Annotated in this window: 13 protein-coding genes; 8 read left to right on the forward strand and 5 right to left on the reverse strand. The window is 33.8% G+C overall.

Annotation, left to right across the window (positions count from 1 at the left end):
* Nucleotides 1-41: 41 nt before the first annotated feature.
* Entirely contained in the window at nt 42-1,289 is a 1,248-nt protein-coding gene (locus MKY90_RS08845; protein WP_341091093.1) for a DUF445 domain-containing protein, read from the forward strand.
* A 30-nt stretch (nt 1,290-1,319) separates the two neighbouring features.
* Here the strand turns inward: MKY90_RS08845 and exsE are convergent, their stop codons facing one another.
* From exsE to MKY90_RS08865, 4 genes are read right to left on the reverse strand one after another with little or no spacing between them, the layout of a single operon-like run.
* A complete protein-coding gene (exsE, locus tag MKY90_RS08850; protein ID WP_341091095.1) occupies nt 1,320-2,276 on the reverse strand; it encodes an exosporium protein ExsE in 957 nt (318 codons plus the stop codon).
* On the reverse strand, nt 2,273-3,343 hold the full coding sequence (locus MKY90_RS08855; protein ID WP_341091097.1) for a hypothetical protein: 1,071 nt from the start codon (nt 3,341-3,343) through the stop codon (nt 2,273-2,275). The genes exsE and MKY90_RS08855 overlap by 4 nt, the downstream gene beginning before the upstream one ends.
* Nucleotides 3,336-3,779: a hypothetical protein gene (locus MKY90_RS08860; protein WP_002086380.1), complete on the reverse strand. Its 444-nt coding sequence runs from the start codon at nt 3,777-3,779 to the stop codon at nt 3,336-3,338. Before MKY90_RS08860 ends, MKY90_RS08855 begins: the two co-directional genes overlap by 8 nt.
* On the reverse strand, nt 3,776-4,321 hold the full coding sequence (locus MKY90_RS08865) for an RNA polymerase sigma factor (protein ID WP_307897080.1): 546 nt from the start codon (nt 4,319-4,321) through the stop codon (nt 3,776-3,778). The genes MKY90_RS08860 and MKY90_RS08865 overlap by 4 nt, the downstream gene beginning before the upstream one ends.
* A gap of 219 nt (nt 4,322-4,540) precedes the next feature.
* Here MKY90_RS08865 and MKY90_RS08870 point away from each other — a divergent pair, with 219 nt between their 5' ends.
* The 6 genes from MKY90_RS08870 to cls all read left to right on the forward strand — a co-directional run bounded on the left by MKY90_RS08870 (nt 4,541) and on the right by cls (nt 10,994).
* A complete protein-coding gene (locus tag MKY90_RS08870; protein ID WP_002012250.1) occupies nt 4,541-5,179 on the forward strand; it encodes a response regulator transcription factor in 639 nt (212 codons plus the stop codon).
* A 4-nt stretch (nt 5,180-5,183) separates the two neighbouring features.
* Nucleotides 5,184-6,284: a sensor histidine kinase gene (locus tag MKY90_RS08875; RefSeq protein WP_341091099.1), complete on the forward strand. Its 1,101-nt coding sequence runs from the start codon at nt 5,184-5,186 to the stop codon at nt 6,282-6,284.
* A gap of 136 nt (nt 6,285-6,420) precedes the next feature.
* Complete coding sequence (locus MKY90_RS08880) at nt 6,421-7,359, forward strand: ABC transporter ATP-binding protein (RefSeq protein WP_002086377.1); 939 nt, start codon at nt 6,421-6,423, stop codon at nt 7,357-7,359.
* Between the two features lie 36 nt (nt 7,360-7,395).
* Nucleotides 7,396-8,505 (forward strand): ABC transporter permease, encoded by a 1,110-nt coding sequence (locus MKY90_RS08885; protein ID WP_002141223.1) that lies wholly within the window; start codon nt 7,396-7,398, stop codon nt 8,503-8,505.
* Nucleotide 8,506: 1 nt separating this feature from the next.
* Nucleotides 8,507-9,652 (forward strand): ABC transporter permease, encoded by a 1,146-nt coding sequence (locus tag MKY90_RS08890; RefSeq protein ID WP_002031112.1) that lies wholly within the window; start codon nt 8,507-8,509, stop codon nt 9,650-9,652.
* 130 nt (nt 9,653-9,782) lie between these two features.
* Complete coding sequence (cls, locus tag MKY90_RS08895) at nt 9,783-10,994, forward strand: cardiolipin synthase (protein ID WP_341091103.1); 1,212 nt, start codon at nt 9,783-9,785, stop codon at nt 10,992-10,994.
* A 53-nt stretch (nt 10,995-11,047) separates the two neighbouring features.
* On the opposite strand, the gene pyrH is transcribed toward cls, so the two are convergent.
* On the reverse strand, nt 11,048-11,791 hold the full coding sequence (gene pyrH, locus MKY90_RS08900; RefSeq protein ID WP_002012233.1) for a UMP kinase: 744 nt from the start codon (nt 11,789-11,791) through the stop codon (nt 11,048-11,050).
* A gap of 378 nt (nt 11,792-12,169) precedes the next feature.
* On the opposite strand from pyrH, the gene MKY90_RS08905 reads away from it, so the two are divergent.
* Nucleotides 12,170-13,441 (forward strand): cation:dicarboxylate symporter family transporter, encoded by a 1,272-nt coding sequence (locus tag MKY90_RS08905; protein WP_002086365.1) that lies wholly within the window; start codon nt 12,170-12,172, stop codon nt 13,439-13,441.
* The last annotated feature ends 12 nt before the right edge of the window (nt 13,442-13,453 follow it).

Genomic DNA, 13,453 nt, shown 5'->3' on the forward strand with positions numbered 1-13,453 from the left:
CAAAAAAGCTTTATTTTACATAATAAGAGGATGTGTATACGATGTCATTACAGACTAAATATATAGCGGGTATTTCGCTTGGGGTTATGGGCGTAGGTTTTGCGGCTTCAATCCCTTTTCAAGGAACGGTAGCTGGAGAAATTATACAAGGTGGATTTGAAGCTGGGTTAGTTGGTGGACTTGCGGATTGGTTTGCGGTTACAGCTTTATTCCGTCATCCGTTGGGAATCCCAATTCCACATACAGCATTATTACCGAAAAATCGTAAGCGGGTAACAAAGGGACTCGTTTCTACGTTAGAAAATGAATGGCTGACGAAAGACAGTATTACAAGTAAAGTAAAAGAAATGCAGCTAGCGCAAATGGTACTGCAAATTGCTGAGAAAGAGTTACAGTCTGATGCTGTGAAAAAAGGGATTGTAACAATTGCTGAGAAAGCGATTCTTCAAATAGATACGGAAAAATTAGCAGTTATTATTGAAAAAGAATTAAAAACGTATTTGCATACAATTAATACAAGTAACATATTACAAGTTCTCGTGGATCAATTAGTAATGCAAGAATATGATGAAAAAACACTTGATTACATATTAGTAAAAGTGAAAGATTGGACAGCTCAAGATGAAGCACGTTATCAGCTCGGAAGCTTAGGCATGAAGGCGATGGAAAACATAAAAGTAGATGGATTCCTACAGTTTACTTTGAAATCGTTTATGAATATTGTTGATGAGGATAAAATCGGCGGCATTTTGCAGAAGTTTATCATTAGCAATATTAACAGCTTACAAGATGCAGATAATAGCACAAGGCAACTTATATTAGCGAAAATTCGTCAAGAGATTATAAATGTAAAAGAAAATGAATCTTTATTACAGGAATTAGAGAAGTGGAAAGAAAAATGGATTGCAAATTGGGATGCTACTGACAAAATAAAAGAGATGCTAGAGCAAGTACAGAGTAGGGCAGTTACTTTTGTGAAGAATGAAGAATTTGCTGATAAATATGTTGTTCCATTCTTACAAACACAAATGAATAAAATAAAAGAAGACGAATTGACTGTTCAAAAAATAGAAGATTGGTTACAAAAACAAGTTGTTACTATTGTTGAAAAGAATCATTCGAAAATTGGAAAGCTTGTGCAAGAAAACCTTGATAAGTTAGATGATAAAACATTAATCGAAATGATTGAAAATAATGTCGGTAAAGATTTGCAGTGGATTCGTGTGAACGGGGCTGTTTGTGGTTTTATGATTGGATTAATTTTAGAAGGAATAAAAGCGATTATATGAGAAAAACCTTCCACAATTGAGGAAGGTTTCTTATTTTTCGATAACGCTCATATTTAAATTATAAGCTTTCTCAATATTTAATTTGTACGTTCCATTTCCTGTTTTTATCGAGTTTTTATACCAATGTTCTTGCCCATTTAATTCTGGATTTTCTTCTGAAGAATTATTTTCTTTTTTCGCTAAATCTTCTACTTGTTCCCAAGGTGTGTTTCCGTGAGTTTCTTTTTGATTTGTTACGGCTGTTAAAGAAACATCACTTTTTTTAGTTAAATGAACAGATACGTTTGAACTGTTTTGTACAAACCAATTATTTTGTAATTGACCTGGATAAAGAGATAGTTCGTTATTCGAAGCGCGGATCTCTACATTTTTATTTTGCGGAAGAACGAGTGTTTGTTTCACCTGTGGTGCGAAGTTAAAAAACGTATGCTGAACCGGTAAGGGTTTTAACGTTATATACATCGTTTCTCCAGCCGTTTGAACTGAAAGGAAATCATCTCTTTTTAAATTAGGTTTTTCATTTGTTTTTGTCGTCATTTCATATGTTCCAAAAAGATGAATTTGATTTGTATTATCTCCCTCTATCGTTAGAGGGTGATGCCCCGCATCCACTACGATTTTTTTGATAGATTCAGGTATATCAAGTTGTCCGTCTGGAATATTACTCGTTTGTCTAGTTGTGTTAATAGAATGACGAACTTCTTCTAGCAATCCAGTTGATAATAAGCAGTAAAAAGCAATTCCAACACTTCCTAAAACTCCGATAAAGAAAATACTAAAAATATCATATTTAATAAATGAATGTTCCTTCTTAGAAAATAGAAGGTATAGTAAAATTTCAGCGCCAAGTATGATAAGTAAAACAGGCCACCAGGCTGTTAATGTATCTAATGCTTGAACTCCTTTTACGACTGAAAATAGTAAAAAGCAACCTAATGTAATAATGGAGAGCCCCATTGAGAATGTTCCAACGCGCCATGTTCTCATTCGTTTGTACCACCTTTGTTTTCTTTATTTCCAAGTAACAATTTAAAGCCGCCACCAATTAAAAGGAGAGCAACGATAGATGTTTGGAAATAGCGATAATATAGTTCGCTAAGATGAATATTAAATATAGTTGCAAAATAGTCATTCAAAATAGGAAGGACTGTTTGATCTAATAAATAATAACCACCGAGTGTAATTAACCCAATACCGATCCATCTTTGATGATTGATAAAATAGTCAATGATAGGTTCGTCATTTACACGTTCTTTTCCGTATTTTGCAGTTTGCTGTAACGCATCAAAAAAGCTATAGAACCAAATGATTGGTACTAAAAATAAAAACGCAGAAAGTCTTAATAAGTCGAGCAAATAAATTGATAGTAAAAAGGCTGCCATAAGCTGAAGACCACGGCGTTGTAAGCCTAAATACATATGTCCTGCTCCAGGAAACATTGCTAAAATGGAAGCGAATGTTTTATTTTTCTTTCCTTGTTCTCGGTGCTCTTCAAATTCTTCAAAAATAGTACGATCCACTAATTGCTCGCCGCGTTCTTTTTTCTGTAGTTGTTGAACAACATCGAAGAAATTATAAATCCATAAAACAGGTAATGTAATAAGAAAGATAAGGAAACTTCCTTGAGATGTTAAGAGTGCAACGAATATAATCATACTTCCGATTCCTGTGCAAGCGACTAAAAATGTAAGTCCGCGTTGCATAAGTCCTAATTGAAAATGACCAAGCCCAGGAATGATTGATAGAAGAATGATATAAAATCGTTCGCTTTCTTTAGAGGACTCTGTAAATTCTCCGGCTGCTTGTTTTTTCGATTGATTAATAATAGTGATAACTAAATCTAATAAATTGATCGCCCATAACACGACTAGTAAAAATAGAGAAAGAAAAGCAATATCACGCGCTCCTAATGCTATTGTACAAAATGCTGCAAAGATAAATAGAAATAAAGCCCCTCCGCTATATAAAATAAATCGTCCGAATTTCTTTAAATATAAATGTCCAAGCCCAGGAATTAGCCCTAACACAAGTGCTAAAAAGGGATTTTTATTCATGCTTTGAACCTCCGTCCTTTTTTGATGTGTCTACCGATTTGTTTACAATTTGTTGTGAGATAGAAGACTCGTTATGTTTTGAAGATTTCTCGAAATTTGATGTCGCTGTGAAAATATACTGGAATAAACCACTTACCATAAAAATAATTGTAGCCGCAGTCGCAATTATGTAGTGAATAATTGTTCGCTTTAGTGAGTTTGTTTTTATATTTTCATTAGATTGTAGTGTTTCAAAATTAATTTGCGTCATAACTTCGTTCGTAAATGAATCATCATTTATCATTGGAAGGTTTTCATGTTGTTCATCAATACTTTCCATATAAAGTGCTAAACAATGATCACATTCATAAAGATGTTCTTCCATAGATTCACGTTCATTGTTTGATATAACATCTAATGTATAATTGCGCCAATCTTCTTTTGAATAATGCATCATAGAAACTCTTCCTCCTTCCAATGTTTTTTAATCCATTTTCTTGCCCGATACAGTTTCATTTCGACTGTTTTCACTTCAATATTTTCTTGCAAAGCAATTTCTTGATAACTTTTTTCTTCTAAGTAATGTGCGAGAACGACGTCACGGTAATTGTCGGGAAGTTCTCGCAGTTTTTGAGCAATGAGTAATTTTTGCTCTTTCGTCAATAATAATGCCTCGATATTATGAGAGGATTTTATATTTTCCGCAGTTTCTTTACATAAGGAGAGTTCTTCGTTTTCTCTAGCTTTTTTTCTCTTATAATCAATAGCGTGATTGGTGGCAATACGTGCCATCCACGTTTTTAATCCGCGAAATTGATAATTTGGGAGAGAGGCGTGAATTTTTACGAATACTTCTTGTGTAACATCTTTAGCATCTTCTTCATGTCTTAAAATGGAAAAGATAACTTGAAAAATATAATGACGATATGTTTGTACAAGGATACGAAAAGCATGTTCGCTTCCTTGCTGTGCTTTTGCAACTAATTGTTTTTCCTCAATCGGTCTCTCCCTCCTTTTTGACGCATTCTATTATATAGACGTAAGAAATGATAAGTCACCCTACACATGTTATAAAAAAAGAATAATATATTTTTAGCAGGAGGGCTATATGAAAAAGGTGTGAAAAAATGGTAAAGAGAAGTATATAATGAGCAAAGAGGAAATGCTACATGGAGAAAGGATGTGAATGTTAGTAGGATAAGGTCCATACTAACAAACATGAAAATTAAAATATTAATAGCCGATGATAATTCTTTTATTAGAGAAGGTATGAAAATTATTTTAAATACATATGAAGAGTTTGAAGTATTAGATACTGTAAATGATGGGAAAGAAGCTGTAGCGTATTGTAAAAAGTATGAAGTTGATATTGCGCTTTTAGATGTTCGTATGCCAAACATGAACGGGGTAGAGGCGACGAAGTTAATTTGTGAAGAGACAAAAACGAAGCCTCTCATTTTAACGACATTTGATGATGATGAATATATTTTGGACGCAGTAAAAAACGGAGCGAAAGGTTATTTATTAAAAAATAATGATCCGGAGCGTATTCGTGATGCGATAAAAGGAGTTTATAACGGTCAAACTGTTATGCAAGATGTAGTGCTTGATAAAATTAAGTCTAATTTAATGGAAAGTAAAGAGGAAGAATCTAAAATTGATAAGAGCCTTTTCACAGAAAGAGAGCTTAGTATTATCGCATTAATTGCGAAAGGTTTCTCAAATAAAGAAATTTCGAAGCAACTTTTCATATCTGAAGGAACGATTGCAAATTATATTACATCAGTTTTAGGGAAAACTGGACTAGAACATCGCACGCAAATTGCGATTTATTACTTAACAGGGAAAGTAGATTAATGTTATGGAATTTTGGTTAACTGTAAGTAAACTTATTGTCTTTTTATATATAGTGTTTAGCTACATTCATTTAAATGTTACGAACTTACCATGGATTATACTTACTTTGCTTTTATATCTTTCTGTCAATGTGTTGATCTCTATATTTAAAAAAGATACGTACAAAAACATATTAACTTGTGTGTCAATTGGCGTAGTTATGTTATTTACATGGAAGGTTCATCCGTTTTTTATTTTGTTTTTACCTTTGAACTTATATGAAATTGCAAATTATTACATAAAAAAGAAATGGTTAATCTTTTTCATTATGATTCTTCCTATTATTTTTATAGGTGAAGGTATTCAAATGACGTATGGACTTATTAGTGCATTTTGTTTTTTTTCCTTAACGATAGCTCACCGCTATATAGCACGATTATTAAAACTAGAAATGCAAAATGATAAAATGAGAAAAGACATACAAAGACTTACGAAAAGCTTAAATGAAAATAAAGATTACATAAGGCAATCTGAATACACATTTAAATTAGAGGAAAGAAATCGACTATCTCAAGAAATTCATGATAAAATCGGTCACTCAATGACAGGTGCACTAATTCAAATGGAAGCAGCGAAGAGATTAATGGAAATAGATAAAGAAAAATCTGCGGAGTTATTACAAAATGCCATTCATATTTCAAAAGATGGAATTGAAAGCATTCGGATTACATTAAAAAATATGAAGCCACCAACCGAGCAAATTGGCATTCATCGTATGAAATTATTCATAGAGGAATTTGCCGGTAAGCATGATGTGAATATTCCTTTCGTTTATAAAGGTAACTTAGATATGATTTCACCGATTCAGTGGAAGATTATCGGTGAAAACGTTACAGAGGCGTTAACAAATGCGATGAAGTACGCTGATGCGACAGTTATTTCTATAGATATTCATGTGCTTAACAAGATGGTTAAAGTACAAGTGAAGGATAATGGTAAAGGTGCAGCTCTTGTTAAGAAAGGCCTCGGTATTATGGGGATGGAGGAGCGAACAGCATCTGTAAACGGAAAAATTATTGTAGATGGAACAAGTGGTTTTTCAGTAACAATGTTATTGCCGATATAAGAGGATGAGACGAGGATGAATCATCTCATATGAAAAAAGTGAATAATCTCATGTGAAAAGAGTGAACTTCTGCACTGAGCAGGTTCATTCTTTTTGTTTATAATAAAAGCAGAGAAACCGAAATAGGGGTGAAATGATGAATACATTGGAAATTAAAAATTTAACGAAAAAATTTGGTGACTTCATCGCAGTAGATAATATGTCTTTATCTATTAAAGAAGGAGAGATATTTGGCTTTTTAGGATCAAATGGTGCTGGTAAGAGTACAACGATTAATATGATTGCTGGTTTGTTAAGAAGTAATGAAGGTGAAATTAGCATACTAGGAAAAAATATAAAGAAACATAATCGATTTGCGAAAATGAATATCGGTATCGTTCCGCAAGATATTGCGATTTATGAAGAGTTAACTGCCTATGAAAATGTGAAATTCTTTGCTGGATTGTATGGATTACGAGGAGCCGAGCTAAAAGCGAGAGTAGAGGAAGCACTTCAATTTGTAGGCCTTAGTGATAAACATAAAAGTTATCCGAAAAACTTTTCTGGCGGGATGAAACGAAGACTGAATATCGCTTGTGCAATCGCTCATAGACCGAAGTTAATTATTATGGATGAACCGACAGTTGGAATTGATCCGCAGTCAAGGAACTACATTCTTCAGTCTGTCCGAAAATTAAATGAAATGGGAAGTACGATTATTTATACGAGTCACTACATGGAAGAAGTAGAAGAGATTTGTACGAAAATAGCAATTGTCGATCACGGTAAAGTAATTGCAGAAGGAACGAAAGAACAGTTAAAAGCAATTATTACAGATACGAAAGATATTTGGATTGAAGTAAAGTCAGTAGAAAATTTAGATGTAGAAAATTTAAAAGAGATAAATGGTGTGAAAGCTGTTCAAATTGAAGAGAACGTAATCAAGGTAAACTCGGATGCAGGATTAAATAATTTAAATAAAATTATTCAGCATTTCATTAATCATGACATTGAAATTCGTTCGTTAGAGGAGCAGGCTCCAAACTTAGAAACAGTATTTCTTACGTTAACTGGAAGAAACTTACGAGATAAATAAAGGTAAATGAAGAAAAGGTAAAGGGAGGTTCATCAATTGAACATCTTTAACATTGCAGTGATGCACATTAAAAGAGATTTCAGGGACGTAAGAACTTTAGTTTTTATGTTAGCATTTCCGATTGTACTTATGCTTGTGTTAGGAACAGCGTTAACGAATGCATTTAATAGCGATAGTCAATCGTTTAAGGATATACAAGTGCTATATAAAGATGAAGCAAGTAGCACGTTTTCTCAATCATTTGAAGCATTTACGAAAGAAGTCGATAAATCAGGTATTCATTTTAAAAAAGCTTCCGAAGGTATAGATGGGAAAGAAGAAGTGAAGCAAAATAAATATGCTGCTTATGTAGAGTTAAATAAAGATGGTGCAAAATTTTATGGAAGTGACAAAAGTAGTATTGAGGGAAGTATTGTGGAAGGCATGCTTACAACATTTGTTGATAAGTACAACGTAGTGGCCGAAGTTGCAAAAGTAGATCCGAGTAAGGTTAGCGCAGTTATTTCAAACGGAAATCATAATGATTATATTAAAGAAACATCTTTACAAGCTGCTAAAAAACCAGGTTCTATGGATTACTATGCGGTTGTAATGACGACGATGATTGCACTGTACGCTGCAATGGGGGCGAGTTTTTTAATTCGAGGAGAACGAATACGTAAAACAGGAGATCGTTTAATTGCAGCACCTATAAGTAAGGCTGAAATTTTCATTGGGAAAGTGCTCGGTAGTCTTGTAGCGAATGCACTTTGTCTATTACTTGTCGTTTTATTTAGTAAATTTGTTTTTCAAGCGAATTGGGGCGACCATATTGGAATCATATTTATTATTTTACTAACAGAAGTCTTTTTAGCAATTAGCTTCGGTTTAGGAATCGGATATATTACAAAAACAGGTGAGGCATCTAGAGCGATTATTATGGTTGTTGTGCAATTAGCGTCTATTTTTGGTGGTGCGTATTTCGTAGTGGAAGAAAATTTCGTTACGAATTTATCACCATTAACGTGGGCAAACACAGCTATTATGAAAATTATTTATGCAAATGATGTAGGAGCGGCACTGCCGGTAATATCTTTAAATCTTGGGATTTCAGCAATCTTCTTATTAATTGCGATTATTGCATTACGTAGACGGGAGGGGCTATAGTATGAAAGATATTTTATGGCTCATACAAAAAACGTTATCTGTGCTTCTGAAAAATAAAAAGGGGTTACTCATTATTATTAGCTTGCCGATAATAGGAACGCTCATTTCCTTTTCGATATATGGGAATGTAGGGCAAGGAACGTTAAATATTGGGGTTATAAATAAAGAAAATCAACCTATCGCAAATGATACAGTGAAATTTTTAGAAGGACTCAATCATGTAAATGTTAGTAAAATTAAGGAATCTGAAGTGGAAGATAAACTCACTTCAAAAAAACTTGATGGTGTTATTACATTACAGTCTGGTTTTTCTGAAAGTGTTCGAGAAGGGAAACCGAGTCATATTGAGATTTCATCGATTAAAGGCGATCAAGTAACAGGATTTATAAAATCGTATTTATATAACTATGTTGATAACATCGCTGCGATTAGTAAAGTGGCAGGGGCCGATCAAAGTACGTTTAATAGTATGTACGCGGGTTATCAAAAAAGTTCATTTAAAGTAAAGTCTGAGACACTTGAAGATACTTCAAAAAATAAAGATATGACAAATCAAACGATGGGTTATCTTATTATGTTTATGTTATTTTCAGCAGTGAACTTATCAGGATTTATTTTAAAAGAAAAAGAGAACAGAACGTATTTTAGATTATTATCAACGCCGATTGACGGAAAGAAATTTATATTATCTAATGTCGCAGTAAATATGATGATATTAACAGTACAAATTGTAATTGCAGTATTCTTTATGACGAATGTTTTTCACACAACTATAAATATGCCTTTCATAGTTATGATTGGTGTGCTTATGATATTCGCTTTAATTGCAATTGGTTTATCATTAGTCATTGTGTCTTTTTCGAAAAGTTCAACTGCTTCAAATGCAATGCAAAATATAGTAATAGTACCAACATGTTTACTTGCTGGATGTTATTTCCCGTACGACATTATGCCGAAAGCAGTACAAAAAGTAGCTGATTTCCTTCCGCAGCGTTGGTTACTAGATACGATTTCAAAACTACAGCAAGGCATTCCATTTTCTGAGTTGTATTTAAATATTTTAATTTTATTCGCTTTCGCGATAGCATTCTTCTTAATTGCTATTTATAAGTTTGGAAGAAATAATGATGCGAGGAATTTTGTTTAATGAAAAAAGGTGTGACGTAATGCCACGCCTTTTTTGTTCGTAATTAAAAGTAAGGAATACATTTCGTATGAAAAAGTAATTTAATGAAACACTACGAAATAGTAAGTAATATGATCGGAAGGAAATCCAAATGATTAAAAAGATATTGCGAGTTACTTCTATTATTATTGCTATTTTCGTTGTTATTTTAATTTGGATGCATATTGACGTTACGCTCGGAAGGAAACTGGAAGCCGGGAAAAATATGCCGACAGAGTATGCGCCTCATTATAGTGACTTTCAATTATATGTAGAAGGGAAGTCGTTTTATAAACAGTTATTTACTGATATAAGTGAAGCGAAGCAATCTATTTACACTTATTTTTATATTTTATCGGATGATAAAAGTAGCCATACTTTTTTAAACTTATTAAAGGAGAAGGCGAAAGAAGGAGTAAACGTATATTTATCGGTTGATTTAATTAATGATTTATCATTTGAAAGAAAGATGAAAAATGAATTGCGGGAAAGTGGTGTTCATTTTACATATAGTAGAAAACCTGAATTGCCATTTGGATTTTATTCTCTACATCATCGGAACCATCGCCGTATTACGACGATTGATGGGGAGATTGGCTATACGGGTGGCTTTAATATGGGGGATGAGTACTTAGGGAAAGATAAGCGATTTGGATATTGGCGTGACTATCATGTGCGGCTTAGAGGAGAAGGAGCAAAAGATTTAGAAGAGCAATTCGCTTTAGATTGGAAACGAGATACGAAAGAACATATAAAAAGAAGTACGAATAAAGCGAGTAAAGGGAATACATTACATACGATGGTTAGCTACAATGGACATCACGTCGCTGAAAAATATATAAAGTTAATAAAACAAGCGAAACATTCAATTGTAATTACAACACCTTATTTTATAGCGAAAAATAAAGAATTAATGAATGCTTTAATTGGAGCGCAAAAACGTGGTGTTACAGTAAAAATACTATGGTCATATAAACCAGATATTCCTCTTATTAAAGAGGCAGCGTATCCTTATATTCGTCAAGCTGTTAATAACGGGATTACGGTATATGGTTATAAAAAAGGTATGTTTCATGGAAAGTTAATGCTGATTGATAAGGAATTAACCGTTATTGGTACAACAAACTTTACTGCGCGTAGCTTCTATATAAATGATGAGATGAATTTGTATATTCATGGTGGATCTATCGTATCAGAAGTGAATGCGGCGTTAACACAAGATTTTCATGATTCGAAAGAAATGACGAAAGAGTTTTTTGATAACTTATCTTTTTGGGAGCGTTGTAAGGAGAAGTTGGCGGGATTAGTTGATTTTTATTTATAATAATTAAGGAAGAAAGGGTGTCTATAAAGGACACCCTTTTTTGATGGGGATAACTATTTTTCATGCACAAGCATCGAAACATCATCATTAATCAACGTCCCAACATGTTCACCTAAACAAATTCTTTTCATAACACCAGGCTCATCAAAGTTAAAGACGTGTGCCGGTAAATTATAATCTCGAGCAAGCAATAAAGCTGCTTGATCCATTACTTGTATGTTTTGCCTAACAATATCGTTATAGTTCAGTTTACTGTACATTTTCGCTGATTTGTTATGTTTCGGATCACTTGTAAAGACACCGTCTACTCCTTGTTTTGCGACTAAAATGGCGTCGCTATTCATTTCAATGGCTCTTTGTACACTTGGGTAATCTGTTGTAACGAATGGTTGCCCGTTACCACCACCGAATATGACAACATAACCGTTATCTAAATGATGTACTGCACGTAGGCGAATATATGGTTCAGCTACTGCATTAAAAGGGATGGAAGTCATAACGCGTACTTCTCTATCTGTTTTACTTGTTAAAACGCCGCGAAGCATTAAGCTGTTAATAATCGTACCTAGCGTACCGATATTATCAGCTTCTACACGATCAATTCCCCATTCTTCAGCTAGATGACCTCTGAAAATGTTACCGCCGCCGATGACAATGGATACTTCGATATCTAGGTCAATAATGGATATTATTTCGTTTGCGATATGTTCTAATCGTTTGGAGTTAAAGCTATTTCCAGATTGATCAGCAAGTGCGCCACCACTTAGTTTAATTAGGACGCGTTTATATGGTTTCATAACAATTCCCCCTATATAGATTGCAATAAAAAAGGAACAAAGGCGAATGCCTTTGTTCCTTCGTAAGAAAATGAAATAGAAAAGAAATAGATATGATGAACTTCTTCACGTGATTTTTCATAACATCCACTCCTTTTCATCCCCATTTATTTAGAATACGTATATCTTTTAGATTATACGAAATAATCTGATGTTTTATCAAGGTTATTTTATTTCTTTTTTATAAAAAAGTGTCAATGAATATTATAAGAAATAAATTTGAATTTTTTGTGACGAACTTGTAGGTTTTTGTATGATTTTGTAGGTTCGCTTATATGATGTGTGAGTAGCTTTTATAAATTCAAATTGAAAGCGTTCGCATGAAGGGGATGAACATAAATGAAAAAATTCGGATTGGCAACACAAATTTTTGTCGCGCTTGTTTTAGGGATTGTAGTAGGGGCAGTCTTTTATGGCAATAAAACGGCGATTTCTTATATCACACCAATTGGGGATATATTTATTCACTTAATTAAGATGATTGTAGTACCAATTGTTATTTCAGCATTAATTGTTGCGGTAGCTGGTGTAGGCGATATGAAAAAGCTTGGGAAACTGGGCGGTAAGACAATTCTTTATTTCGAAATTATTACGACGATTGCTATTTTAATGGGATTACTTGCAGCAAATATATTCCAACCAGGTACTGGCGTTGATATGAGTAATTTACAGCAAAGTGATATTTCTTCTTATAAACAAACAGCAGATGCAACAGAGAAGAAAGGCTTTGCAGAAACGATTGTTCATATTGTACCGAAAAATATATTTGAGTCTATTACACAAGGTGACTTATTACCGATTATATTCTTCTCAGTACTATTCGGTTTAGGAGTTGCAGCAATTGGAGAAAAAGGAAAGCCTGTTTTTAACTTTTTTGAAGGTGTGCTCGAAGCGATGTTCTGGGTTACAAATCAAGTGATGAAATTCGCACCATTTGGTGTATTCGCATTAATTGCTGTTACGGTTGCAAAATTTGGTGTAGCAACACTACTTCCTTTAGGAAAACTAGTGCTAGCTGTATACGTAACTGTTATACTATTCGTTGTGATTGTATTAGGTATTAATGCGCGAATGGTTGGAGTAAATATTTTTACATTAATGAAAATTTTAAAAGAAGAACTTATTCTTTCATTTACGACAGCAAGTTCAGAAGCTGTTTTACCTAATATAATGAGAAAAATGGAAGAGTTCGGTTGTCCAAAGGCAGTTGCCTCTTTCGTAATTCCGACAGGTTATACATTTAACTTGACTGGATCGGCTATTTATCAAGCGTTAGCGGCATTGTTTGTTGCACAAATGTACGGTGTACACATGTCACTGACGGAGCAAATAACGCTATTATTCGTTCTCATGTTAACATCCAAAGGTATGGCGGGAGTTCCGGGTGCATCATTCGTTGTTGTATTAGCGACGTTAGGATCAATGGGCTTACCGCTAGAAGGCATCGCATTAATTGCGGGAATTGACCGCATTTTAGATATGATTCGCTCAGCTGTCAATGTATTAGGAAATGCATTAGCTGCCATTGTTATGTCGAAGTGGGAAGGCGAATTCGATGATGAGAAAGCAAAACAATATGTAGAAACGGTCAAACAAACAAAAGCAGCGTAAGAGATTGTTAAG

Source organism: Bacillus sp. FSL P2-0099, assembly GCF_038007445.1.
GTDB classification, from domain to species: Bacteria; Bacillota; Bacilli; order Bacillales; family Bacillaceae_G; genus Bacillus_A; species Bacillus_A mycoides.